The organism is Streptomyces sp. GbtcB7 (genome assembly GCF_019091445.1).
In the GTDB taxonomy this organism is placed as follows: domain Bacteria; phylum Actinomycetota; class Actinomycetes; order Streptomycetales; family Streptomycetaceae; genus Streptomyces; species Streptomyces mirabilis.
This window is the reverse complement of sequence record NZ_JAGXJM010000058.1, coordinates 22,653-44,854: the sequence shown is the minus strand read 5'-3', so window position 1 is coordinate 44,854 and position 22,202 is coordinate 22,653. Positions and strand designations below refer to the sequence as shown.

The 22,202-nt window shown below is 70.3% G+C and carries 23 protein-coding genes and 1 pseudogene; 5 read left to right on the top strand and 19 right to left on the bottom strand.

Translation table 11 applies throughout. The features are described 5' to 3' along the window. Window positions 1-235 precede the first annotated feature (235 nt). From KVT44_RS50850 to KVT44_RS50785, 14 genes are all read right to left on the bottom strand, one after another. On the bottom strand, window positions 236-589 hold the full coding sequence (locus tag KVT44_RS50850) for a hypothetical protein (protein ID WP_217575427.1): 354 nt from the start codon (window positions 587-589) through the stop codon (window positions 236-238). Between the two features lie 1,299 nt (window positions 590-1,888). Then, window positions 1,889-2,563 (bottom strand): response regulator transcription factor, encoded by a 675-nt coding sequence (locus KVT44_RS50845; RefSeq protein ID WP_095851500.1) that lies wholly within the window; start codon window positions 2,561-2,563, stop codon window positions 1,889-1,891. 89 nt (window positions 2,564-2,652) lie between these two features. Continuing rightward, window positions 2,653-3,975: a lasso peptide C-terminal Trp epimerase gene (gene mslH, locus KVT44_RS50840; protein ID WP_217575425.1), complete on the bottom strand. Its 1,323-nt coding sequence runs from the start codon at window positions 3,973-3,975 to the stop codon at window positions 2,653-2,655. Continuing rightward, window positions 3,972-4,703: a thioredoxin domain-containing protein gene (locus KVT44_RS50835; protein WP_099922124.1), complete on the bottom strand. Its 732-nt coding sequence runs from the start codon at window positions 4,701-4,703 to the stop codon at window positions 3,972-3,974. The genes mslH and KVT44_RS50835 overlap by 4 nt, the downstream gene beginning before the upstream one ends. A 5-nt stretch (window positions 4,704-4,708) precedes the next feature. Further along, the gene (locus KVT44_RS50830; RefSeq protein WP_217575423.1) at window positions 4,709-5,269 is read right to left on the bottom strand and encodes a MauE/DoxX family redox-associated membrane protein; all 561 of its coding nucleotides are present in this window, start codon (window positions 5,267-5,269) and stop codon (window positions 4,709-4,711) included. After that, the gene (locus KVT44_RS50825; protein ID WP_099922126.1) at window positions 5,266-6,135 is read right to left on the bottom strand and encodes an ABC transporter permease; all 870 of its coding nucleotides are present in this window, start codon (window positions 6,133-6,135) and stop codon (window positions 5,266-5,268) included. Before KVT44_RS50825 ends, KVT44_RS50830 begins: the two co-directional genes overlap by 4 nt. Beyond that, a complete protein-coding gene (locus KVT44_RS50820; protein ID WP_217575421.1) occupies window positions 6,132-7,097 on the bottom strand; it encodes an ATP-binding cassette domain-containing protein in 966 nt (321 codons plus the stop codon). Before KVT44_RS50820 ends, KVT44_RS50825 begins: the two co-directional genes overlap by 4 nt. After that, window positions 7,094-7,543 (bottom strand): lasso peptide biosynthesis B2 protein, encoded by a 450-nt coding sequence (locus tag KVT44_RS50815; protein WP_217575419.1) that lies wholly within the window; start codon window positions 7,541-7,543, stop codon window positions 7,094-7,096. Before KVT44_RS50815 ends, KVT44_RS50820 begins: the two co-directional genes overlap by 4 nt. Continuing rightward, the gene (locus KVT44_RS50810; RefSeq protein ID WP_095851493.1) at window positions 7,540-7,803 is read right to left on the bottom strand and encodes a lasso peptide biosynthesis PqqD family chaperone; all 264 of its coding nucleotides are present in this window, start codon (window positions 7,801-7,803) and stop codon (window positions 7,540-7,542) included. Before KVT44_RS50810 ends, KVT44_RS50815 begins: the two co-directional genes overlap by 4 nt. After that, complete coding sequence (locus KVT44_RS50805) at window positions 7,800-9,641, bottom strand: lasso peptide isopeptide bond-forming cyclase (protein WP_217575417.1); 1,842 nt, start codon at window positions 9,639-9,641, stop codon at window positions 7,800-7,802. Before KVT44_RS50805 ends, KVT44_RS50810 begins: the two co-directional genes overlap by 4 nt. A 73-nt stretch (window positions 9,642-9,714) precedes the next feature. Next, on the bottom strand, window positions 9,715-9,843 hold the full coding sequence (locus tag KVT44_RS50800) for an aborycin family tricyclic lasso peptide (RefSeq protein WP_103079660.1): 129 nt from the start codon (window positions 9,841-9,843) through the stop codon (window positions 9,715-9,717). A 116-nt stretch (window positions 9,844-9,959) separates the two neighbouring features. After that, window positions 9,960-10,712, bottom strand: a complete 753-nt coding sequence (locus KVT44_RS50795; protein WP_217575415.1) for an ABC transporter permease — start codon at window positions 10,710-10,712, stop codon at window positions 9,960-9,962. Beyond that, the gene (locus KVT44_RS50790; RefSeq protein ID WP_217575413.1) at window positions 10,705-11,628 is read right to left on the bottom strand and encodes an ABC transporter ATP-binding protein; all 924 of its coding nucleotides are present in this window, start codon (window positions 11,626-11,628) and stop codon (window positions 10,705-10,707) included. The genes KVT44_RS50795 and KVT44_RS50790 overlap by 8 nt, the downstream gene beginning before the upstream one ends. Before the next feature lie 146 nt (window positions 11,629-11,774). Beyond that, a complete protein-coding gene (locus tag KVT44_RS50785; RefSeq protein WP_217575411.1) occupies window positions 11,775-12,908 on the bottom strand; it encodes a sensor histidine kinase in 1,134 nt (377 codons plus the stop codon). A gap of 150 nt (window positions 12,909-13,058) precedes the next feature. On the opposite strand from KVT44_RS50785, the gene KVT44_RS50780 reads away from it, so the two are divergent. After that, window positions 13,059-13,751, top strand: coding sequence for a response regulator transcription factor (locus KVT44_RS50780; RefSeq protein WP_099922133.1), 693 nt, complete (start codon window positions 13,059-13,061; stop codon window positions 13,749-13,751). Between the two features lie 364 nt (window positions 13,752-14,115). Here KVT44_RS50780 and KVT44_RS50775 read toward each other — a convergent pair whose 3' ends face one another. The 4 genes from KVT44_RS50775 to KVT44_RS50760 all read right to left on the bottom strand — a co-directional run bounded on the left by KVT44_RS50775 (window position 14,116) and on the right by KVT44_RS50760 (window position 18,187). Continuing rightward, window positions 14,116-15,138, bottom strand: coding sequence for a LacI family DNA-binding transcriptional regulator (locus KVT44_RS50775; protein WP_217575409.1), 1,023 nt, complete (start codon window positions 15,136-15,138; stop codon window positions 14,116-14,118). A gap of 75 nt (window positions 15,139-15,213) precedes the next feature. Then, window positions 15,214-16,050, bottom strand: a complete 837-nt coding sequence (locus KVT44_RS50770; protein WP_099922135.1) for an ATP-binding cassette domain-containing protein — start codon at window positions 16,048-16,050, stop codon at window positions 15,214-15,216. Next, window positions 16,047-17,042, bottom strand: coding sequence for an ABC transporter permease (locus KVT44_RS50765; protein WP_190171812.1), 996 nt, complete (start codon window positions 17,040-17,042; stop codon window positions 16,047-16,049). The genes KVT44_RS50770 and KVT44_RS50765 overlap by 4 nt, the downstream gene beginning before the upstream one ends. A 128-nt stretch (window positions 17,043-17,170) precedes the next feature. Continuing rightward, entirely contained in the window at window positions 17,171-18,187 is a 1,017-nt protein-coding gene (locus KVT44_RS50760) for a sugar ABC transporter substrate-binding protein (protein ID WP_099922137.1), read from the bottom strand. 247 nt (window positions 18,188-18,434) lie between these two features. On the opposite strand from KVT44_RS50760, the gene KVT44_RS50755 reads away from it, so the two are divergent. The 4 genes and pseudogenes from KVT44_RS50755 to KVT44_RS50740 all read left to right on the top strand — a co-directional run bounded on the left by KVT44_RS50755 (window position 18,435) and on the right by KVT44_RS50740 (window position 21,286). Continuing rightward, window positions 18,435-19,397, top strand: a complete 963-nt coding sequence (locus KVT44_RS50755) for a carbohydrate kinase (RefSeq protein ID WP_217575407.1) — start codon at window positions 18,435-18,437, stop codon at window positions 19,395-19,397. Between the two features lie 332 nt (window positions 19,398-19,729). Beyond that, complete coding sequence (locus KVT44_RS50750) at window positions 19,730-20,032, top strand: putative quinol monooxygenase (RefSeq protein WP_217575405.1); 303 nt, start codon at window positions 19,730-19,732, stop codon at window positions 20,030-20,032. 453 nt (window positions 20,033-20,485) lie between these two features. After that, window positions 20,486-20,716, top strand: a pseudogene (locus tag KVT44_RS50745) (DUF2000 family protein); the annotation flags it as partial. 360 nt (window positions 20,717-21,076) lie between these two features. Then, window positions 21,077-21,286 carry a hypothetical protein gene (locus KVT44_RS50740; protein WP_217575403.1) on the top strand — a complete coding sequence of 70 codons (210 nt, stop codon included), beginning with the start codon at window positions 21,077-21,079 and terminating at the stop codon, window positions 21,284-21,286. Between the two features lie 456 nt (window positions 21,287-21,742). On the opposite strand, the gene KVT44_RS50735 is transcribed toward KVT44_RS50740, so the two are convergent. Then, window positions 21,743-22,144 carry a hypothetical protein gene (locus KVT44_RS50735; RefSeq protein WP_217575401.1) on the bottom strand — a complete coding sequence of 134 codons (402 nt, stop codon included), beginning with the start codon at window positions 22,142-22,144 and terminating at the stop codon, window positions 21,743-21,745. Window positions 22,145-22,202 lie beyond the last annotated feature (58 nt).

The following is a 22,202-nucleotide window of genomic DNA, read 5'->3' as shown; positions in this document are numbered from 1 at the left end:
GGATCGGTCGCTGACGGCCGCATCGTCGCGCTGCTTCCCTGGAAGGCCGGCCGCTACTGGACGTTGGTGGTGCGGTGCCCGGGCGACGACCGCACGGTGCGACACGTGGCCGGAGGGCCGAAGACTGCAAGGAACGGTCTTCGGCCCTCCGGCTGGGTATGGAGGCCGTGCCGGCTATGACGACGGGTGGCAGAGGGTGTGGGCCTCCGCGTCACAGCACAGCCTCCAAGGCGGGCTAGCGGTGGCCGGGGTAGCGGTCCTGATCCCGGTACCGGTCGCTGTACCAGCCGTGGCGCCCGCCCCGGTCCTGGTCCCGGTCGCGGCCCCGGTCCCAGCCCCGGTCCCGGTCGTGGCCCCGGTCCCAGCCCCGGTCGTGGCCCCGGTCCCAGCCCCAGCCCCAGCCCCGGTCGCGGTCGCCGAAGTGGCCGTCGTGGTCGTGGTCGCTCCTGTGACTGTGCGAGTAACCCCTCCCGTTGTCGCGGTCGTGGCCGCCTCCGGCGGCCAGGGCCGGCATGGCGGCCGCGCCGACGAGTGCGCCCGAAGCCACACAGGTGGCGATCAGGCGGACCGCCGTACGAGAAACAGACATGAATCTGTCACCTCACGTTCGTGCACACCGACCCTGGTCGGGGCAGGGCGTGCAATCCGTAATTCCCGGCTCGGTGCCGAGGCCCACACAGTGGCCCTCCACTGCGACACCAGACCAAGGAAACGATTCGCGTTACAAAGTGCAGATATATCCGTAACTCTCCCTTGTATGGGCCATTGACGCTGGGGAGGGGCCCGGGTGTCGGCCGTGTCCTAGCTTGGAATCGCGCTGAGAGCAGGAAAAAAGAGCACCTGACGGTCCGTGACGCTCTTGGCTGTCTCGCTGCCTCAACTCCTTCGAACGGCCCAATGGCTTCAGTAACGACGGGGGGCCTCTGTTCGGGGGACCGTTGCGGTCCGCGGCGATCCGGTCGATCGGTAGCAGGGTGTCGTCGTGATTCTGGGGCGCCTTGGTGGAAGCAGCCTTCGCGGCCTGGGTCGACATCCGCTGGGCCCCTGGCGCCCGTGTCGTATCCACCGGGTGAGCCGGTCGTCAGGCCTGTATGTAAAAGGGCACCTACGGCGTTTCCCGGCCTCGTGTGTGCTGAATCCGTTCCGTGTGAGGCACCTGGGTGTGCGGGCTGTGGCCCGCTACCCGTCGGAGCCGCCTGGTCCGGAGAGCCGCACACCAGCCCTGCTCGGTTGGCGCGGGACTATGTGGCGAGTCCGCCATCCCTTCGGGCATGTCTTGACGGTCGGCATCGGCCGTTGGAGCACTCACCTCCGTCTTCATCTCCATGACGGCAACGGGGAGTGTCTGGGAGAGCAGGTTTCGTACGCGGTTCAGGGGGCTGGGCATGCGGAACCTCAGGGGCTCCGAATTCTCCAGGGGCGCCCGTTCGGTACCTTGCCGATCACCATTGGGCTCGGGGTCCTCTTCGCAGCTGCCTCTCTGGTCGACGCGCTGCTCGCCGCGGTCTGGACCGCACTGCTCGTCGGCGCTTGCGCCTCACCATGGAGCCGTACACGCGTCGTGTTGCAGACACTCTCTACAACCTGGCGGGACAGCTGACCACGGACAAGGCGGACGCCCCAAAGGAGCTGGCTGCCATGGCCGTTCACATAGCTCAGGCTTGCGCCCGGGGCCAATACTTGGCCCTTCTGCCGGATGATCAGCTTGGCGAAGACCCAGGGCGGGACCGAGTCGATGGACCTGCTGCCAGGGCCAGACCTGCCAGTACAACGAGTGCCCAATCGCGGAGGCGGGGCGCCATACTGATCGTCACCGCCGTCGGCGACGACGGCCACTCCTGCGTCGCCGCCCGGCGGGGCGACGCGCCGTGAGTCCTGGTCGCCGCGGTCACGTCGGCATTCCCCGCTCGGCCAGGCCGCTCTCGTACGCGATGATGACCAGCTGTGCGCGGTCCCGGGCGTGCAGCTTGGCCAGGAGGCTGCCGACGTGGGTCTTCACGGTCGGCATGCTGATGACCAGGCGTTCGGAGATCTCCGCGTTGGACAGGCCGTTGGCGATCTGGACGAGGACTTCGTGTTCCCGCTTGGTGAGACCGACGAGTCGTGGAGCGGGGCGGGGTGTCTCGCCGCGCCGGGAGAAGTTGGCGATGACGCGCCGGGTGACCGTCGGGGCCAGTACGCCCTCGCCCGTGGCGATGACCCGGATGCCGTCGACGAGGTCGGACGGCGAGGCGTCCTTCAGCATGAAGCCGCTGGCGCCCGCCTGGAGGGCCGGGTAGACGTACTCGTCCATGTCGAACATGGTCAGGGCCAGCACCCGGACACCGGTCAGCGTCTCGTCGGAGCAGATCTCCCGGGTCGCCGCGATGCCGTCGAGAACCGGCATCCGGAGGTCCATCAGGACGACGTCCGGGGCGAGTTCCCGGGCGAGCCGGACCGCCGTGGCGCCGTCGCCCGCCTCGCCGACGACCTCCATGCCGGGTGTGGAGTCGACGAGGACCCGGAAGCTCCCGCGCAGCAGTGCCTGGTCGTCCGCGATCAGTACCCGGACCGACTCGGCCATGCGTGTTCCCCGGTTCCTTGTCCGCTCGTAGGTGACATATGACATTTTAGCAAGGCTCTATCGTCAACTCGCCCGCCACGTAGAGCCCTTCAAGCCACGTCCAGAAGCAGCTCCGCTGTGCCGTCGACCCCCGCCCCGACCGTCGTACCGTACGACTCCGACAGCCGGGTGACATCAGTGAGGATCTCCTTGGCCTCGGCCTGGTCGGCCAGACGGGGGCGGCCCCTGCGGCGCACCGGCAGGGCGAAGCCGAGGTCGACCGGGTGGAGGCGGGCCGTCACGAGGGTGCCGTCGTCGAAGGTGAGGACCGGCAGGAGCGACTGCCAGTAGCGGCGGTGCGGGGCGAACAACCGGGTGCCGTGGCCGCTCAGCCGGTCGTAGTAGCGGCCAGGGGTGGGCGGCCGGTCGGTGGTGACCTTGGCGTAGTCCTCGGTGGAGACGCGGTCGGTCAGTTCGATCTGGCTGACGATGTTGCCGAGGCTGTAGAAGATCGGCCTGTTCCGGTACAGCTCGACGCCGCGAAGGAAATGCGGGCCGTGCCCGACCACGACGTCCGCGCCCTCGTCGATCATGCGGTGGGCGAAGGCACGCAGGAACTCGCCCGGTGTCTCGGGCGTCGGGCCGGGCTCGTGGGAGTGCACGCTCACCACCACGAGGTCCGCGCGGAGGCGGGCCTCACCGACCCAGCGGGAGATCTCGTCGAGGTCGCGCGGATCGCACTCGGTCGTGAAGCCCGGTTCGTCCGCCGTCAGGAAGCGGGTGCCGAACAGGGTGAGCCGGTCCGGCGCGAGGATGGCGGGGTCGACCCCGAGCAGGGTGCGGGCCTCGGCCCGGCGGGCGCGCAGGCCCGTCTCGGCGTCGATGGTCCGCAGCACGTCCATCTGAGGGGCCGTCACCCGCAGGGTCGCGGAGTGGCGCAGCGGGTTGAGGCCCGGCCGTCCGGGTAGTTCCGGCGACGGATCGGCCGCCTCCTGGCCGGGCAGGAACGTCGCGGTGCAGGCGAGCAGCGCCAGGCTGCCGCCCGGCCGGTCGACGTAGACGGGCCGGCGCGCCGTGGTGAGGTCGGCGCCGATCCCGGCGAACGGGATCCGCCTGGACCGGAGTTGGTCCACGGTGCCGAGCACACCCTCCGTGCCCAGGTCCATGGCGTGGTTGTTGGCGCAGCCCAGCACGGTGAACCCGGCCGCAGTGATCTCGTCCAGGACACCGGAGTCCGCGATCAGACAGCCGCCGCCGGCCGCGTTGTGCACCGGGTGCCCGCGTCCGTCGCTCGGCACCACCTCCAGGTTGGTGACGGCGAAGTCGGCGCCGTGGAGGAGTTCGCGGAGCCGTCCGGCGGCCGGGTCGGATGAGATCACCGCTCCCCGGGTCGCCATGCAGTCGCCTGACAGGGCCACGGTCAGCCGGGTCACCGCCGGGCCTCCGTGACCGCGCGGGTCAGCGCGCCGCCCGGATCGGAGCCGGTGACGTCGACGCGGCGGCCCGCCACCATCACGGTCGGGGTCAGCGCCACCTTGCGGGAGGCGGCGATATCGGAGACGTACCGTACCCAGGGCCGGTACGGGGCGTCCTCGACGCAGCGGGCGAAGGACGCCGCGGTGATGCCGGCGTCCCGGCCCGCCGCGATCAGCTGGGCCTCGCTGAGCCCGGGGCCCTGTTCGGCGGGCTGCTTCGAGAACAGGACCGTGGAGTACTGCTCGAACCTCCCCGCGTCCGCCGCGCAGGCCGCCGCGGAGGCCGCCTGTGTCGAGTAGCCCGCGGGTTCGCTGCGGCCGTCGAGGAAGGCGACCGGGTGGTAGACGACGCTCACCCCGCCGTGCGACCTCAGATCGTCCAGGGCGGTGGTCAGGGCCCGTTCGGTACGACGGCATTCGGGGCAGAGGTAGTCGAGGTACACGTCGACGCGTACGGCGCCGGTGGAGGCGGCCACGCCCGACTTGTCGGCGGCGATCCCGGCCGGTACGCGACTCGGTGCCTTGCCGGGGGCCGTGTTGTTCGCCCGGACCAGGCCCGCGCCGACCAGCGCGGCGGCGACCACCACCAGGGCGGCCACCAGCGACACCACCACCGTGCGCCGTCGCCGGTGCCTTCGGTGCACCATCTCCCGCACCGTGGCGTCCGTTGTCTGTGTGCTCGTCATGCCCCTCACTCCTTCGGGTCCAGGACCCAGCTGTCCAGCGCGTATCGGGTGCGCGGATTCCGGATCAGGAGGGCGGCTGCGCCGAGCAGCACCAGGTCGCGCGCGATGTCGAGCGCGTAGCCGCGTGCGGCGCCACCGCTGAGCGTGCCTCCGCCGCCGAAACAGCCGCAGTCGATGGACATTCCCCGTGCCCACACCGAGGCGATGGCCGCCACATACGCGACCAGCAGTACGGCCGCGCCCGCCGCTGCCGCCCTGGTGGCCAGCCCGGCCACGAGCAGCAGCGCGAGCGCCACCTCGACGAACGGCAGGACGCCACCCACGAGTTGCGCGGAGTCGTCGGGCACGATGCGGTAGAGCGCGACCGTCCGTCCGGCCTCCGTGAGGTCCCCTATCTTCACCAGACCGGCGTAGGCCAGGACCGCCGCCAGGAGCAGCCGGGCCGCGAGCCGTGCCGCGTCCGCCCAATACCGGGTTGTGGCACGGGTGTTCGCCGTCGTCGTGACATCCGTGGTGTCCGTATCCGTCGCGCTCGCGTCCACCGTGCCCTGTCCTCCCCGGCTCATGACGTACGGGAGAACCGGTAGCCTGCGAGGCCCAGCGCGACCGCGGTGAGGGCGGCCAGCACACCCAGTTCGGCGGCCACGGGTGGGTGCCAGTCGCCGAGCATCAACCGGGTCTGCTCCGAGGTGAGCACGCTCGGTCCTGGCAGGGTCCGGCGGACCGCGTCGACGCCGTACGTCAGCGGGTTGAGCTTGACGACGGTGTCGAGCCAGCCGGGCAGGCCGTTGGGCGGGAACATCGCGCCGGAGAAGAACATCAGCGGCATCAGGCTCAGGTTCACCACGACCTGGAAGGTGTCGACCTGCCGGATGGTGACGGCGGCGAGCAGCCCGAGCGAGGTGAACATGAGGGAGACCAGCAGGAGTTCGAGCAGGACGACCAGCAGCATCGGCGTGTAGCGGATGCTCGCGATCCCGCCGACGGACAGCACCATGAGGCCGTAGACCGCGCCCGTGGTGGCGCCGCCGAGGGCCAGTCCGAACACGATGGACGCGCGCGGGAACGGCGCCACGAGCATCTGGCGCAGCACCCCCAGCCTGCGGTCCCACACCAGCGAGATGCCCACCGCGATCGCCGGAGCCTGCACGGACATGACCAGCGTGCCGGGGAACAAGTAGGCCCGGTAGTCGTTCAGTTGGGCTTTGCCGAGGCTGGACGAGGCCGCGTCGAGGCCGGTGCCGAGGACGACGAGGAACAGCAGGGGTGTCACCAGGCCCATGGCCAGGCGTACGGGGTTGTGCCGCAGTCGGGTCATCTCCCGCCGCCAGAGCAGCAGGACGGGGCGTGCCGGGTTGCGGGACCGGTCGGTCGGTGGTGGAGCGGCGGTGACGTCGCCGAGTGCGGCGGGTGCGGTGTCGGTCCGGCTCATCGCAGTCCTTCCCCGAGGTTGCCGAGCATGCGTGGGCCGGTCGGGCTCTCCCGGATGGCGAGACCGGTGTGGTGCAGGAAGACGTCGTCGAGCGTGGGCGGGGCGATGGCGACCTCGCGTACGGTCACGCCGAGTTCGGTGCACAGACGCGGCACCAGCGCTGCCGCGCGCTCCACCCGGAGCAGCAGGCCGTCCGGAGTGGGCTCCGCCGGGAGACCGAACCGGTCGCCTAGGGCTTCGGCGGCGCGCTCGTCGTCGTCGGTGCGCAGGACGACGAGGTCGGCCCCGATGACGGACTTGAGGTCCGCGGGTGTGCCCTCCGTGACCACCTTGCCCCGGTCGATGATCGCGATCCGGTCGCAGTGCTCGGCCTCGTCCAGTTGATGGGTGGTGACGAAGACCGTGATGCCCCGCTCCCGCCGCAGCCGTTCCAGGTGCTCCCAGACGGCGGCGCGGGTCTGGGCGTCCAGTCCGGTCGTCGGCTCGTCGAGGAACAGCACGCTGGGCTCGGCGAGCAGGCCGCGGGCGATCTCCAGGCGGCGGCGCAGTCCGGTGGAGAACTGCCGTACGGGCACCCTGCGACGCTCGGAGAGGTCCATCAGGTCGAGCATCGAGGCGATCGCGTCACGGGACGCGCGGCGGGACAGGCCGCACAGGTCGGCCTGGAAGCGGAGGTTCTCGGCGGCGGTGAGGTCCAGGTCGAGGGTCGACTCCTGGAACACGATGCCGATACGGCGGCGGACCTCGGCGGGCCGGGCGGCGACGTCGAAGCCCGCCACCTCCGCGCGGCCCGCGGTGGGCCGCAGCAGGGTGGTCAGCATGTTGATGGTGGTGGTCTTGCCCGCGCCGTTCGGTCCGAGAAAGCCGTACATGCTGCCCGTGGGCACGGCCAGGTCGAGCCCGTTCACGGCCGGCGTGGTGCCGTAGTACGCGTAGAGGCCCTCGGCCCGGATCGCTGTCATGAGCGACTCCTTTCAGGGGTGCTCCGGCGCTCGTCCGGGCGACGAACCGCCAGGACCGTGCGGAACACGCTGAGTTCGCCGGGCTCGTCCACCGGCCGCCCGTCGGCCTCCACCCAGGCGTGCGCGCCGAACGGTTCGGTTCTGAATCCCGTGCACCAGTCGGCCCACCTGCCGCGTGCCCGGCACAGCAGGACGGTGGCCACGGAACGCTGGAGGCAACCGAGGCCCGCGCAGCGGGTGCTGACCGAGACGACGGACCGGCGGGCCCGCGCCACCTCGGCGTATCCGGCGGGGCGGGACCCCTTGCTGACCACGCCCAGCACGCGGTGCAGCCGGGCCGGCGGCAACCGGACCAGCAGACGTGCCGCCCCGGCGGCGCACCGGGGGGCGAGCTGCCGGTACCAGGGCAGCCGCGGGGCCTGTTCGGCCACGGCGGGGGTGGTCACGAGGCCACCTCCACGAGCTTGGCCGCGCTGAGCGCGTCGATGAGGGCCTGGACGTCCTGCCGTGCCTGGTCGTCGCTGACCGGGGCCGCGGCGCACAGGCCGGCGGCGGCCGCGTCGGGCGCCTTTCCGTCGAGGAGTTGGCGCAGGACGCCCGCGCCGGAGTGGTTCAGCTGCCAGTAGCGGCCGCGGCGCCCGTCGAGCAGTACGGCCCCGGTGTCGACGACGGTGAGGGTGACGTCGCGGGCGAGGGTCAGCTTCATCGGAGTTCTCCCGTGGGCGTGTTCCGGGCGGGTGGCAGGGGGTGTGTCTCCGGGTGGGTCCGCAGCCAGCTCTCGCAGGCCACGGTGGTGTCGATCGGCTGAAGGTGATGGGACATCGGCCCCGGGTTCAGCACCGCGGACCGGAAGGCCGCCGGGTCGATGAGGCCGAGCCGGGCGAGCTGGGAGTCCTCGCACAGCTCCAGGATCCGGGCCCGGTTGCGGGCCAGGCCCCGGAACGCCTCCGCGCTGAACTCGCCCTTGTCGCGGCGGCCCAGGATGTCCGCGGGGACGAGACCTTCTGCGGCCGAGGTGAGCAGCGGCTTGAACCGCCCGCCGAGCAGGCGCTGGTCGATCCGGGTGGCCAGGGCCGCCTCCACCACCCGGTCGTCGAGGAAGGGCGCGTCCCAGGTGATGCCGGTGTCCCCGAGGACGGTGTTGACCTGGCGGACGGTGGTTCCCTCGAAGACGAGTGAGGCGAGCGCCTGGTGCCGGGCCCGGTCGGCGTCCAGGGGCCCGGGTCCCTCGGTGGCGGCGTCGTTGAGCAGGGCACGGACCGCGGCCACGGCGTCGGGGGTCGCCCAGGCCGGCATGCGGGGCGCGAACACCCAGCCGAAGTCGGGTTCGTCGACGGGCGGGGGCGGGGCGTCGATGCGGGCGGCGACCCTGCCGAGGTTCCGCGCGAACGTCGACCGGTCGAGCAGCGAGCGTACGGTCGCCCGCCACGGCCAGCGATTGGCCAGCCGGTAGCGGTTGACCAGCCGCAGCCCGCCGACCGGCGTGGCCCGGGCCAGGGACCAGGCGCAGGCGGGCATCCGGCCGAACAGCTCGTCACCGCCGAAGCCGGTCAGGTGCAGCGCGGCGCCCTCCGCCATGGCCCGCTTGGCCAGGTCCTGGATGTGGGCGAGTCCGGAGGCCCAGGTCGAGGGACCTTCCGGGGCCGCGCCCACGAGGTCGGCGGTGTAGCCGATGTCGAACAGGTTCTCGGCGCGGTCGGCGGACAGCGTGTGGTGCCGGGCCGCCGGCAGGCACTCCGCGGCCCGGTGGGCCCACATCGTGTCCGCGTTGGCGCTGTCGATCGGCATCACGTGGTACGTGACCAGGTCGGACCCGGCCGCGTGGGCGAGGAAGCACAGTGAGGTGGAGTCCAGGCCGCCGGACAGGTCGGCGCTGAGGGTGCCGCCCGCGGCGACCCGGGTGGTGATCGCGTCGTCCAGCGCGGAGCGGACGGCGGCCGCGCCCTCCGTGAGCGTGAGGGACGGCTCCGGGAGTTCCCACCAGCGGATCTGCCGGGCCCGGCCGTCCGGGTCCAGTTCCAGCCAGTGGCCGGTGGTGAGCGCCTCGACGCCCCGGCGGACGGGGCGTTGGGCGAGCGGCCAGGGTGGTCCGCCCGGGGCCAGCAGGCGGGCGGCGAGCACGGTCTCGTCGAGGCCGGCGTCGGTCAGCCGCAGCAGGGGTTCCACCCCGCTCGCGGCGACGGTCACTCCGTCGACGGCGGCCGTGAAGATCTGTCGTACGCCGACGGCCGAACCCTGCACCCTGGTCCTGCCGTCCAGTGACACCGCCAGGTGGACGGCGCCCGGCAGCCGGGACGCGATCGCGTCCACGTCGTGCAGCGAGCGCAGCCGGCCGAGTGCGGCCGTCGCGGCGGTCTCGTCGAGCCGGGTGCGGCCCAGTACGACCATCCGCCGTGGGCCCGCCTCGACGACGACGGCCTCGGCCTCGGGCCAGTCGCCGACGATCCAGGGCCGCCCCGACGCGTGGTCGACGCGCCGCGTCGCCCGCAGCCGGCCGGCCGCCGCGGCACCGGCCGGGCTGTCCGGAAGAACCACGAATTCCATGTCGTCTCGTTCCCCGTCTCCTCGTTGCCCCGGGTGGTGCCGGTGCGTGTGAACGCACCGGCACCGGACGTGATCACCAGAAGCAGACGATCGCGTAGCCGCAGCCGGCGAAGTCGTTGCAGCTTCCGACGCCGAGGCACTTCGTGAGCTCCTCGAAGTCGCCGACTTCCTGGAGCATGGGGGGTTCGTAGATCGCGGACATGGGGGTCCTCCCGTATCGGATCGGTCAGGCCGACCTTGTTCGGCCTGTGATCTGTCACGGAAGTTACGGGGCGGAATGTCCCACCGGCATGGGGCAGTTGTCCCACGCCCGTCCTGTCAGCTGTCCCAACGGCGCTGGCGCACCCAGCCCCAGCCGAGGGCGGCGACGGTCCAGGCGAGCAGCACCGTGAAGCCGAAGGCCGTGTGCGGGGAGCGGACGGTGAGCAGCTCGTTTCCCGCCTGGTCGGGGAAGTACCGGGCCATCTCCTTGGTCGCCCCGATGAGGGACAGGATGTGTGTCCCGGCGAGCACCATCGGCAGCAGAACGGCCAGCGGTACGACGGCGTTGCGGGTGATCGCCGCGATACCGGCCGCGAACAGGCACATCAGGGTCAGATAGACGACCGCCCCGGCCAGGGCGCGCGGGACACCGCTCGCACCGAGCGAGGAACCGTGGGACCCGAGGGCCGCCTGCGTGGCCAGGTAGCCGACGACGGTGACGGGGACGGAGACGGAGACGGCCGCCAGGGCGGTGACACCCATCTTCGCCGCGTAGAGCCGTCCGCGCCGGGGTACGGCGAGCAGGGAGACACGGATCATGCCGGACGTGTACTCGCTGGTGACGACGAGCACACCGAACACGATCAGCGCCAACTGGCCGTAGAGGATGCCGTCGAGACCGGCCTGCTCAGGGGTGAAGTCGGAACGAAGGCTCGGGTTGTCGGACTCCAGCGCGTTCTTCGCGGACCAGCCGTCGAGGGCGGCGATGAGGACGCTGACCGCGGCGAACAGCAGCAGCGAGATCTGGGTGCCGCGAATGCCGCGCAGCTTGGTGGTCTCGGCGCGGACGGCCGCGAGGGTCTCAGACATGGGTGTTCCTGCCTTCCTCACCCAGGGCGTGGTGGCCTTCTCCGATGACGTCGAGGAAGGTCTCCTCCAACGACCCGGCGTGGGTGCCGAGTTCGTCGAGCGGGAAGCCGCCCGCCGCGGCGATCCGGCTGACGTCCGCGGCCGCCTTGCCCACGACGTCCAGGCCGCCGCCGGGGACGCGGCTCACAGTGGCGCCGCGACCTTCCAACTCCCTGCCGAGCCGGTCGGGTTCGGCGGTGCGGACCCGGACGTACGACCGTCCGTGGCGCTCGATGAAGTCCGACATCCCGGTGTCCGCGAGGAGCCGGCCCCGGCTGATGACGACCAGGTGATCGGCGACCAGGGCCATCTCGCTCATCACATGGCTGGAGATGAGGACGGTACGGCCCTCGGCGGCCATCGAGCGCAGCAGGTCGCGCAGCCAGCGGATGCCCTCGGTGTCCAGGCCGTTGACCGGTTCGTCGAGCACCAGCACGGGCGGGTCGCCGAGGAGCGCGGCGGCCAGGCCCAGCCGCTGGCCCATGCCGAGGGAGAAGGTGCCGGTCCGGCGCCGGGCCGCGTCCGCGAGCCCGACCGCCTCCAGGACCTCGGCGACCCGGCCGCGGGCGATCCGGTTGCTCTGGGCGAGCCAGCGCAGATGGTCGCGCGCGGTCAGGCCGCGGTGCGGGGCCGAGGTCTCCAGCAGGGCGCCGATGTGGCGGAGGGGGTAGGCCAGGTCGGCGTAGGCGTGCCCGTCGATCCGCGCGGTTCCGGTGTCGGGGCGGGTCAGGCCCAGCATCATCCGCAGGGTGGTCGACTTCCCGGCGCCGTTGGGGCCGAGGAAGCCGGTGACGGCTCCGGGCCGCACCGTGAAGGTCAGACCGTCCACGACGGTGGCCGGCCCGTACCGCTTGGTCAGGTTCTGGACGTCAATCACGCGACGAGTCTGGCCGCGCCGGCCGCACCACACATCGGACCGGGGTCGGGACGGTGCGGGCCGGTTTCGCGGACCGGACCCATACCGGAGTATGAGACCGTTTCAGCCATATGCGGTGGGCGGGACGTATGGCGGTTGGCGTGGCACTAGTACGGCAGTGTCGCGAGGATCCGGAAGCCCGCGCCGGGGCGGGGGCCCGCCGTGAGGGTCCCGCCGTGCGCGAGGGCCCGTTCCCTCATCCCGACGAGCCCCATGTCGCCGCCGGGCACGGTCGGCCGGTGCCCGGGTCCGGGGCCGTCGTCGGTGACGCCGATCGTCAGCACGCCGTCCTGCGCGGTGACGCTGACCAGGCAGCGGGTCGGGGCAGCGTGTTTGACGACGTTGGTCAGCGCCTCCTGGACGATCCGGAACGCGGTCAGCGCGACCCCGTCGGGTGGTTCCTCCGCGCAAACGGAGCGCAGGTCGACGCTGACGCCCGCCGCCTCGGCCGTATGGACCAGGGAAGGCAGGTCCGACAGCCCCGGGACCGGCTGGAGGTCCTGCTGCTGGTCGACGTGTTCTCGGCGCAGCACCTTGAGGGTGGCCCGCATGTCGCGCAGCGCCCTGCGGCTGATGTCCTCGATGACGGTGAGGGCTTCTCTGGCCTCCTCGGGGTGGGTGGCGATGACGTGGTTGGCGACCCCGGCCTTGATCGCGATCAGGCCCACGCTGTGGGTGACGACGTCGTGGATGTCCCGGGCGATCCTCATGCGTTCTTCGACCTTGGCCTGCTCGGCCGCCTGCACGATGGTCCGCCGCAGGCTCTCGCGTCGCTCCCGTACGGCCGTCCCCGCGGCCCACGTCGCCCCCAGCACCAATAGCCCGAACAGCAGTTGCACCGCCAGGGTGCCGCCCGTGTAGTGCTGCCCGCCCGTCACCGTCAGCAGGCCCGCGCCCGCCGTGCTCGCTCCGCCGACGATCACGGCCGACCGCCCCAGCTGCCGTCGCCGTGTCGTCGCGACCAGGTACAGGGCGTAGGCCGCGGAGAGGAAGACGACAGGGCCGAGACCGGCGGCCAGCGCCACGCAGGACGCGACGAGGACGATCGCGAACACCGGGACGGGCCACAGCCGCCGTACAGCGAGCGGCAGCGCGGTGGCGAACGAGAGCAGCGACACGGTCAGCCCACCGGGCGCACCGCCGCTGTCGGGCCGTACCAGCGTCAGTTGCGGAAGCAGGGCGAACCCGAGGGCCGCCGCCCCGTCGAGGAGGACCAGGCGTCGGCGCGAGACATCTCCCATGTCCCGAACCTATGCGCCTGATCAGCCGGACGTCCAACACGGCCGGAACAGGACCATGACCGCCTAAGTCGGTGCGGTCCGTCCGTTTCGTCTGCCTAGGCTGTCACTGTCTTTGCAGGCGTTCAACGCTTACCACGGGGGTGCAAAGCTATGCGGATCAACCTGTTCATCCTCAGTGAGGACCCGGTGTCCCTGGCCGGACTCGAGGCGATCGTCGAACAGGACGACAGCGTCAACCTCATCGGCACAGCGGTCGACGAGTCCCACGGCCTTCGATGTCTGGAGAACAACCCGCTCCGGCCCGACGTCGTGCTCATCGGTGAACCACCGTCAAAACGCGCCATCTGCAGGAACGTTGAGTGGATCGTCTCCCTGTACCGCCGGGAGAAGTCACGCCCGCAGATCGTCGTGGTGTCGCAGAACGACTACGACGACGTCATCGTCTCCGCCCTCCGCCTCGGCGTGAACGGCTATCTCGCGCGGATCGCGTCCCCGGAGGAACTGTTCCAGTCCCTGCACATCGTGGCCCGCGGGGGCGCCGCGTTCAGCCCGACGATCGCGGCCCGCTTCAGCAGGTTCTTCGCCACCATACAAAGACTTCCCGAGCCTCCCGAGTTCTCCCAACTGACCAGCAGGGAGACAGAGATACTGGAACTGCTCGCGGACGGCATGAACAACCGTCAGATCGCCCGGCGCCTCTTTCTCGCAGAGAAGACCGTACGCAACTACGTCTCCCGCATCTTCACCAAACTGGAGGTGCACGATCGGGCCGCCGCCGTACTGCGCGCACGCGACGCCGGTTTCGGCGATCAGCCCGACACCGTACTGCCCCAACACGCCTGACAACGCCAGGAGATCGAGCGCGCGGCCCTCTGGTCGGCGTGCTCGCGGTGCCGGCGACTTCATTGGCGGCCGGATCGCCGTGGAACCGGCAGCACCGGGCAGCGACCGGATCAGCGGCGTGACCTGGGTCAAGGCGGTCGGCATCGACGTCCCCAGCCATCCGGTCGCCGACACCTTCGGCCCGACGCCCGTCGAACTGTCCCGCCTCTCCTTCCACGATTCCTCGAAGTTCCGCTTCGGTCCGGGCAAGCTCACCCAGGCCATGGACGCCGAGGAGCATGAAGGCAGCCAGCCGGACGGCCTCCGTCGATCTGAGCTGGGACGAGGGCGTGGTCCCTGCTGGTCGTCCGACAGGGTGGGCCGCCTATGGCTTGGGCACGGGTTGCTCCCCCGAGCCTCGGACGATCAGTCGTGTGGGAACGGTGATGGTGCGGGCGCGGGAGCGGTCGCCGTCGAGTCGTGCCAGCGCCATGGTCGCCGCTGTTCTGCCGAGTTCTTCCGCGTCCTGGGCGACGACGGTCAGGGCCGGTTCGAGTGCCGCGGCCAGCGCTACGTCGTCGAAGGCGACGACGGCGACATCCTTGCGCTTGCTGCGGGCCAGTTCGGCGACGATGCCCAGCGCCATGATGTTGTTGCCGGCGAACAGGGCAGTGGGGGGATCGGCCAGGCCGAGGAGTTGGGCGGTCGCGGCCTCGGCGCCCTGCTGGTCGTGGGCGTTGGTGACGAGTGAGCGGTCGTATGGGATGTCGGCTTCCTGCAGCGCGGCGCGGTAGCCGGCCAGACGTTCACGGCGGGTGTACAGCTTCGGGGGCAGGTCGCCGACGAAGCTGATGCGCCGGTGGCCGTGGGCGATGAGGTGGACGACGCCGTCGTGGGCTCCGGCGCGGTTGGAGCTGACGATGCTGTCCGTGGCGAGGCCGGCTCCGGGGCGGTCGAGGAAGACGACGGGCAGTCCCGCCGTGCGGTGGGACTTGAGGTGGGAGTGGTCGGCGCCGACGGACGGAACGACGATCAGGATGCTGACCCGCCGGGCGAGGAACTTGTCCGTCAGGGCGCGTTCGCGCTCGGGGTCGTCCGCGGAGGAGCCCATGAGCAGGGTCAGTCCGCGGTCGCGGACGGTGTCCTCGATGGCGCGGGCCACGGCTCCGAAGAAGGGGTTGGCGAGGTCGGGAATGACCAGGCCGATGGTGGTGTCCGGGCCGCCGACGCGGATGTTGCGGGCCATCAGGTTCGGCTGGAAGCCGAGCTTGGCCACTGCGGCCAGTACCTGTTCCCTGGTCTGCGCGGAAGCGGGTCCGTCCTCGTTGAGGACTCGGGAGACCGTCTTGGCGCTGACGCCGACTTCGCGGGCGACATCGGCCAGGGTGGGGCGGCGGTTCGCTGCCATGGAGAAACCGTCTCCTGAGGGCTCTCGGTTCCGGCCGCGGCCTCGGCCGGAAACTGCGAGAGCTGGGTTGTGCTGTCAGGTGGCCTGGACTCCGGCGGCCTTCGCGGCCTTGGAATCCGCTACGACAGTATCTCCGGCCTCGTCGATGCTGAGCGCGCCGGTCATGATGGCGACGACCTCGGCCATGGAGTAGTCGGACGGCTTGATCACGGCAGCGCGCCGGCCCAGCCGGTGGACGTGGATCCGGTCGGCGATCTCGAAGACGTGGGGCATGTTGTGGCTGATCAGAACGACCGGCATGCCCTTGTCGCGAACGCGGCGGATGAGGTCCAGGACCTGACCGGACTCCTTGACACCGAGGGCCGCGGTGGGCTCGTCCATGACGACGACGCTACGGGCCCAGGCGACGGAACGGGCGACCGCGACGGCCTGCCGCTGTCCGCCGGAGAGCGTCTCCACCGACTGCGTCAGCGAGCGCAGGCCGATCTTCAGGTCGGCCATGTGCTCGGCGGCCTCCTGCCGCATCCGCTTCTTGTCCAGCATGCGGAAGACACTGCCGAGCACGCCGGGACGGCGGAGCTCACGCCCGAGGAACATGTTCGAGGCGATGTCCATGGAGGCCGCCACGGCGAGGTCCTGGTAGACCGTCTCGATGCCGTGGGCGCGGGCACTCTGCGGGCCGGAGAAGGTGATGGGCTCCCCGTTGAGGCGTATCTCGCCGGCGTCGGGGACCACCGCGCCGGTGAGGGCCTTGATCAGGCTGGTCTTGCCGGCGCCGTTGTCGCCGATGACGGCGAGGACCTCGCCGGGGAGCAGGTCGAAGTCGGCGCCGTCGATGGCGGTGACCTGGCCGTACCGCTTGACCAGACCGCGGGCCTGCAGCACGGGCGTGGGGGAGGAGGTGGCGGTCATTGGGCCTTCTTCCGGGAGAGCTGGTCGACGGTCACCGCGAGGATCACCAGGACTCCGGTGATCAGGGTCTGGTAGATGGAGGCGACGCCCATCAGCTGGAGACCGTTGCGGAACACGCCGACGATGAGGACGCCGATGAAGGTGCCCAGGACCGAGCCGCGTCCGCCGAAGAGGCTGGTGCCGCCGAGGACCACGGCGGTGATGCTGTCGAGGTTGTCGGTCTGCCCCGCCTGGGGGTCGCCGACTCCGGTGCGGGAGATGAGCAGCAGGGCGGCGATGCCGTACAGCAGACCCGCCACGGTGTAGATGCCGATCGTCAGCCGGGAGGTGCGGATACCGTTCAGCCGCGCCGCTTCCTGGCTGTTGCCCAGGGCGTAGACGTGCCGGCCCCAGCCGGTGCTGCTCAGCGCGTAGGCGAGCAGGAGGAACAGGGCGATGGTGACCAGGGAGCCGTAGGTGATGTCGGTGTGGCCGAGCGGGAAGGTCTGCCCGAGGGCCGTCAGCGGGCCGGGCAGGTTGGTGACCGTCTGCTCCTCGGAGTAGATGTGGGTCAGCGCGAACGCCACGTTGAGCATGCCGAGGGTGACGATGAACGGCGGCAGCGGGATCTTCTGCACCAGCAGCCCGTTGAGCAGCCCGAAGCCCGCGCAGACCGCCATGCCCAGCGCGATGGCGACGAGCGGCGGCAGGGAGCCCTCGGCGGCCATCTTGGCGATCACGATGCTGCCGAACGCCATCACGGCTCCGCAGGACAGGTCGATGCCCGCGGTGAGGATGATCAGGGTCTGTCCGATGGCGAGGGTGCCGACGACCATCACCTGCTGCACGATCAGCGAGAAGTTGCCGCCGGTGAGGAACTGGTCGGTCGAGAGGGCGAAGAAGGCGCAGGCGAGAAGGAGGGCGACCAGAGGGCCGGTGGTCGGTGCCGTGAGCAGTCTGCGGGCCGTGGTCGGCGCTTTGAGCTCGGCGTACGGCGTGGTCGTGGCTGTCATGCGAAGTCCTTGTCGGAAGACAGAGGTCCCGGTGGGAGGACAAGGGGGCGGCCGTCCCCGGTCGGGGAGGTGGGGCCGGCCGCCCCGCTGAGGGGCTTGGAAATGGCGGCCAGGGGCGGGTGAGCGGCTCAGCCCCAGCAGTTGTCCAGGCCGTAGGCGGTGTCCTTCGACGTGACCCCGTCCTGCGCCTTGTCGGTGATCAGCGTGACGCCGGTGTCGGTGTAACCGGACGCCTTCTTGCCGTCCTTGGCGTACGTCACGACGGCCTTGACGCCCTCGGCGGCCATCTTCAGCGGGTACTGCTGCGAAGTCGCGGCGATCTTGCCGTCCTTGACGGCCTGGGTGCCGGTGCAGCCGCCGTCGACCGAGAGGATCAGGACGTCCTTCTCCCGGCCCTTGGCCTTCAGCGCGGTGTACGCACCCAGGGCCGCCGGTTCGTTGATGGTGTAGACGACGTTGATGCCGGGCGCCTTCTGCAGGCAGTTCTCCATCGCGGTCTGGCCCTTGGCCTGGTCGCCACCCGTGTCCTGGGCGCACACGACGTCCTTGTCGGTGGCGCCGAAGCCCTTCAGGAATCCGTTGTGCCGCTGGACGCCGACGGAGACACCCGGCGCGAGGTCGAGGGCGGCTATCTTCGCCGTCTTGCCCTTCATGGCGGCCTTGGCGTACTCGCCGATCAGCTGGCCGGCCTTGAGGTTGTCGGTGGCGAAGAGGGCGTCGACCGCGCTCTCCGGCTCGGTCGGGGTGTCCAGGGCGATGACCAGGACACCCTTGGCGCGGGCCTTCTGGATCGCGGGCACGATCGCCTTGGAGTCGCTCGGGGTGATCAGGATGCCCTTCACGCCGGCGGCGACCATGTTCTCGATGGCCGTGACCTGACCTGCGTTGTCCCCGTCGAACTTGCCTGCCGCGGTGGACAGCTGGGCGCCGTTCTCCTTGGCGGCCTTCTCCGCGCCCTCCTTCATCTTCACGAAGAACGGGTTGGTGTCGGTCTTGGTGATCAGACCGACCTTGACGCTGCCCGATCCGGTGCTCGCGGTGCCCGATCCCGATCCGGATCCACAGGCGGTCAGGGCGAGGGCTGCGACACCCGTGCAGGCAGCGGCTCTGAGCAAGGGGGAGGGCAGACGAGAGATGCGTGACATGAACGACTCCTGCGGGATTGCGGGCGAACGGCCGGCATCGGGGCATGCCGTCCCTCGGTGTCATCGTTGACTTATGTCATCGTTGACACTGCTTGGCGAGGATGATGGACTCCGTTCCCCGGCAACGTCAATGCCTTGCACCCGTCACAAATCGGCAACGCCCGCGGCCGTCGCCCGCCCGAAGCCGTTCACCGGCTGCCCGGGGCGTGCCTGTTTCTGTCCGCGCATTCCGAGAGAAGAGCAGCCCATGAGCCCGCGCCAGATCGCCGTCCTGGGGGAGTGCGTCGCGGACGCCTTCACCGAACCCGCAAGCGTCCCGGATGAGCTCGCCCTGCGGGTGCTGCCCGGTGGCGGACCTGCGAACACGGCGGTGGCCCTGGCCAGGCTGGGTACCCCGGCCCGCTTCCTGGCACGCCTGTCCGGCGATGTGTTCGGCCGCCTGTTCCGGGCCCATCTCGAGGCGTCCGGCGTGGACCTGTCGTACGCCGTCGCGGCCGCCGAGCCCAGCACGCTGGCTGTTGCCGAACTGGACGCCGAGGGTCAGGCTGCGTTCTCCTTCCATGCGCAGGCCACCGCCGACTGGCAGTGGACCAGTGCGGAGCTGGTCGGCGTTGACCTGGCCGACACCGCCTGTGTGCACACCGGCTCGCTGGCCCTGGTCAAGGAGCCCGGAGCGGCCGTGCTGGAGGACTTCCTGGCTGCCGCCGCGCCTCGGGCCACGATCAGCATCGACCCCAACGTCCGCCCGCTCCTGGTGCACCCCGAGGTCTACCGCGCCCGGCTGGCGCACTGGTGCGCCCTCGCGGATGTACTGCGGCTGAGCGAGGACGACCTGGAACTCCTCCTGCCCGGAACACCGCCCGAGCAGGCGTGCGACATCTGGCATGCCGCCGGTGCGCGGCTCGTCGTGATCACGCGCGGTGCCGACGGCGCCCTGGCCTCACTCGACGGGGAGCGGGTGCAGGTGCCCGCGGTGGCGACGCCGGTCGTCGACACGGTCGGTGCGGGTGACTCTTTCACCGCGGGACTGCTGCACCACCTCGGCACCCACGGACTCCTCGGCGGCAGGCTGACGGACCTGCGTCTCGGCGATGTCGAGGCAGCCTGCCTGTTCGCCGCGCAGGTCGCGGCCCTGACCTGCGCGGTTGCCGGCCCCAACCCGCCGTGGCCGACCCAGTTGGCGCAGTTCGCGACCGTCGGCGACGCCTGATGGTCTGTCGGTCCGCACCGGAGCAATCGCGTCCGAACCGTTGACGCACTGGCCGGATTGCGCTTCATAATCGGACACTCGATGTCATCGATGACACAGCCGACGGTGACACCCTCGGTCGGCGGCGTGGACGCCGGCCTCGGCCCGGGGCTTCGGTCCGTCCGCGCCGGGGCGGCAGTCACCGCTGCGCGGACAGCCGGGGGACAGGGAGACATCCTGAGCCCTGTACGCGTAACCCGGCATGCCCGCATGCGAGGGATCGGCTCGGTGAATCCGGACAAGAAGCCGTCGCCCGGCACCTCGACTTCGCTCACTGACAAGGACACGGAACCGTGAAGAAGACCCTGCTCGCCGAGTTCACCGCCCGAGAGGGAGCGGAGGACGAGGTCGCCCGCCTGATCCGGGACTACGCCCTGAAGGTGCGGGAAGAGGAAGGCAACCTGACCTTCGACGTCTACACCAAGGCGGCAAACCCGCGCGGATACTGGATCTTCGAGGTCTACCGGGACGAGGACGCCTTCAAGGCACACCTGGACGCCCCGTACGGTGCCCCGTTCAACGCCGCCCTCACCCCGCTGATCGAGGAGGACGCCTCCGTACTGACGTTCCTCGATCCGCTGGCCACGCATCCGTGACGGGCGCTGAACACCGGCGGCGACCCGGAGCTGGAGCGCGGAAAGATCGAACTGCTGCTCCAACTCCGGGTCGACGGGGTTTGTACGCGTGCATGTACCACCGGGTCGTGGAGGTGCCGGAGCAGTTGTGGCGGAACGGCCCGCCGCGCTCTGCTTTGCTGGTCAGCCCTGCTCTGCCGCGCCTGGCCGGCGCGGCAGAGCAGGACAGGGCCTGCGGTCGGCTGATCGCGGCGGCGAAGATGTGCATCCGCTCGATGTCGGGGAGACCGGCGAAGGCGACCTGCTTGCCCTCGGCCAGCGGGACCGTCGTCGCGTAGAGGCTCACGTCGTTGCTCAGCGGTCCCGCGGCTGTGTACAGGTAGGGGGAGCAGGGGGCACCCGGCCTTGGGCCAAACCCCGTGCACGGATGGGGCTCACCTCTGTACCGGTTCGCCGATCCTTGGATTTCCTCTCCTTGCGCTGGCCCTGCCCTGTGCCGTCTTCACTTCCGACCTCTTCGCGACCGGCGACGACCGCGACAACCGTGCCGCCGTCCGTGCGGCCGTCCGTGCGGCCGTCCGGGCCGCCGTCCGGGCCGCCGTCCGGGCCGTGCCGACGGAGGAGCTGGACCTGATGGGACTGGCTGTGGACGGGCCGCGGAACGCGGTGGACAAGGCGCTGAAGGGCGCGCGGATGCATACGTGACTGAATCTGCACAGCGAATGCGCAACTGCGCCACGGGTGCGTTCTGTTGGTACGGAGTTGTCCTGGTCGGAGCTGCCGTGGCAATAGCTGTCGGCTTCCTGTGCGGGGCTACATGTAGAGAAGCTGCCCCCAATTCGTGTGCATGCGTGCATGGATGAGTAGCCGAACGTTTCAACTGCCGTGCTGGGAACAGCGACCGACTGGATGCCGGGCACCCTCCGTGATTTGATCCTTCGCGCCGACGGAATCGCGCCAAGACGTCCGGAAACGGATGGCGCGTGCCTGCGGTCGCGGCCCACCGGCTATCCCCAGCTTGGCCGCTCCCCCTTGTGGAACATCCATACGAAGGGCAGTTTCTTCATGAACTCCGCTCCCCAGGTTCAGACCCTTGAAATCTCTGACGCCGAGCTCGACACCGTCTCCGGCGGCCTGAGCCCGCAGGTCGGCATCGCCGCCGGCCCCACGGCGATCAGCAGCTCGGACCTCGTGGGTCAGTTCGGCGCGGTCAAGGACGGGGCCCTGGACACCGTCGGCCAGTACCACCAGGTCGGCGCCACGGTCGCCTTCTGATCGTCAGATCGCGGGACTTCCTCATCGTGGGATCGCTGATACCGGCAGCCTGACCGCCGATCGGCGTCCACAGCGACAAGCCCCCTACCTGCGGGTCTTCGTTGGTAGGGGGCTTGATCGTTAGGGGTTGCTTCTTCTTGCCCTGGGTCTTGTCGAGCCGCACGGTGCCGTCTCCCTGGTCGACGGCCCACAGAGTCTCCACCGGCGCCGGGGGCAGTCGTCTTCGACCTCAAGCCGGAAGTGCACCTTCACGTACGGGCCGCCGTCGGGGTTCGTCATGCTGCGCAATCAGCTTGGGAAGCTGAGGTGTTCTAGTGCCTGTTGAGGCGCTGACCTGGGCGAACGGCTGGGCTGTGGTCTCGTCGGGCTCGGTTGCTTTCACCGTGGTTCCCCGTTGTTCCCCGCTCGATCTGGTGCGCTCGTGGTGCGGGAGTGGCTCACGGACTTCAGCAGCAGCTACCAGTCTCGCCAGTCATCCGTGATCTCGGTGCGGCTGGTGCCTCGCCTCACTGCCAGGGCCGGAACGTCGATGCCGTGCTCCGTCAAGGTCTGATCGACGTACAGGCACAACTCTTCGCGCTCTTCGGTCTCGTAGCCGGCGCCATCGTGAACCTCGTTGATCTCATTCAGCGTCTGAACGACCCGCTCGATCGCTTCGAAGATCTGCTCGTCGGCCTGGTCCTGGAGCGTCTGCACATCGGACTCGAACGCGTGTAGCGCCTTGTCCGTCGCCGTCAGCAGTGACTCGGGGAAGAGTTCAGACAAGAAGGCGTCGCTCGGGTCTCGCGCCCCGGAGGCGAGTTCCCTTGCCTCGTCGTCCACGCGGGCCCGCCAGCGTGCAGATGGTCTGATGGTCATGCCCCGGACTGTAAGCGCCATTACTGACACGTCCGTCTTCGTGCACGCTTTCCAACTG

Coding starts and splice junctions, on each gene's coding strand:
- KVT44_RS50755 (WP_217575407.1), top strand. CDS start 18,435: ATGAGCCCGCGCCAGATCGCCGTCCTGGGGGAGTGCGTCGCGGACGCC.
- KVT44_RS50820 (WP_217575421.1), bottom strand. CDS start 7,097: ATGACAGCGATCCGGGCCGAGGGCCTCTACGCGTACTACGGCACCACG.
- KVT44_RS50765 (WP_190171812.1), bottom strand. CDS start 17,042: ATGACAGCCACGACCACGCCGTACGCCGAGCTCAAAGCGCCGACCACG.
- KVT44_RS50760 (WP_099922137.1), bottom strand. CDS start 18,187: ATGTCACGCATCTCTCGTCTGCCCTCCCCCTTGCTCAGAGCCGCTGCC.
- KVT44_RS50810 (WP_095851493.1), bottom strand. CDS start 7,803: ATGAAGCTGACCCTCGCCCGCGACGTCACCCTCACCGTCGTCGACACC.
- KVT44_RS50850 (WP_217575427.1), bottom strand. CDS start 589: ATGTCTGTTTCTCGTACGGCGGTCCGCCTGATCGCCACCTGTGTGGCT.
- KVT44_RS50785 (WP_217575411.1), bottom strand. CDS start 12,908: ATGGGAGATGTCTCGCGCCGACGCCTGGTCCTCCTCGACGGGGCGGCG.
- KVT44_RS50735 (WP_217575401.1), bottom strand. CDS start 22,144: ATGACCATCAGACCATCTGCACGCTGGCGGGCCCGCGTGGACGACGAG.
- KVT44_RS50830 (WP_217575423.1), bottom strand. CDS start 5,269: ATGAGCCGGGGAGGACAGGGCACGGTGGACGCGAGCGCGACGGATACG.
- KVT44_RS50800 (WP_103079660.1), bottom strand. CDS start 9,843: ATGTCCGCGATCTACGAACCCCCCATGCTCCAGGAAGTCGGCGACTTC.
- KVT44_RS50780 (WP_099922133.1), top strand. CDS start 13,059: ATGCGGATCAACCTGTTCATCCTCAGTGAGGACCCGGTGTCCCTGGCC.
- KVT44_RS50795 (WP_217575415.1), bottom strand. CDS start 10,712: ATGTCTGAGACCCTCGCGGCCGTCCGCGCCGAGACCACCAAGCTGCGC.
- KVT44_RS50775 (WP_217575409.1), bottom strand. CDS start 15,138: ATGGCAGCGAACCGCCGCCCCACCCTGGCCGATGTCGCCCGCGAAGTC.
- KVT44_RS50770 (WP_099922135.1), bottom strand. CDS start 16,050: ATGACCGCCACCTCCTCCCCCACGCCCGTGCTGCAGGCCCGCGGTCTG.
- KVT44_RS50805 (WP_217575417.1), bottom strand. CDS start 9,641: ATGGAATTCGTGGTTCTTCCGGACAGCCCGGCCGGTGCCGCGGCGGCC.
- KVT44_RS50835 (WP_099922124.1), bottom strand. CDS start 4,703: ATGACGAGCACACAGACAACGGACGCCACGGTGCGGGAGATGGTGCAC.
- KVT44_RS50740 (WP_217575403.1), top strand. CDS start 21,077: ATGAACTCCGCTCCCCAGGTTCAGACCCTTGAAATCTCTGACGCCGAG.
- KVT44_RS50825 (WP_099922126.1), bottom strand. CDS start 6,135: ATGAGCCGGACCGACACCGCACCCGCCGCACTCGGCGACGTCACCGCC.
- KVT44_RS50845 (WP_095851500.1), bottom strand. CDS start 2,563: ATGGCCGAGTCGGTCCGGGTACTGATCGCGGACGACCAGGCACTGCTG.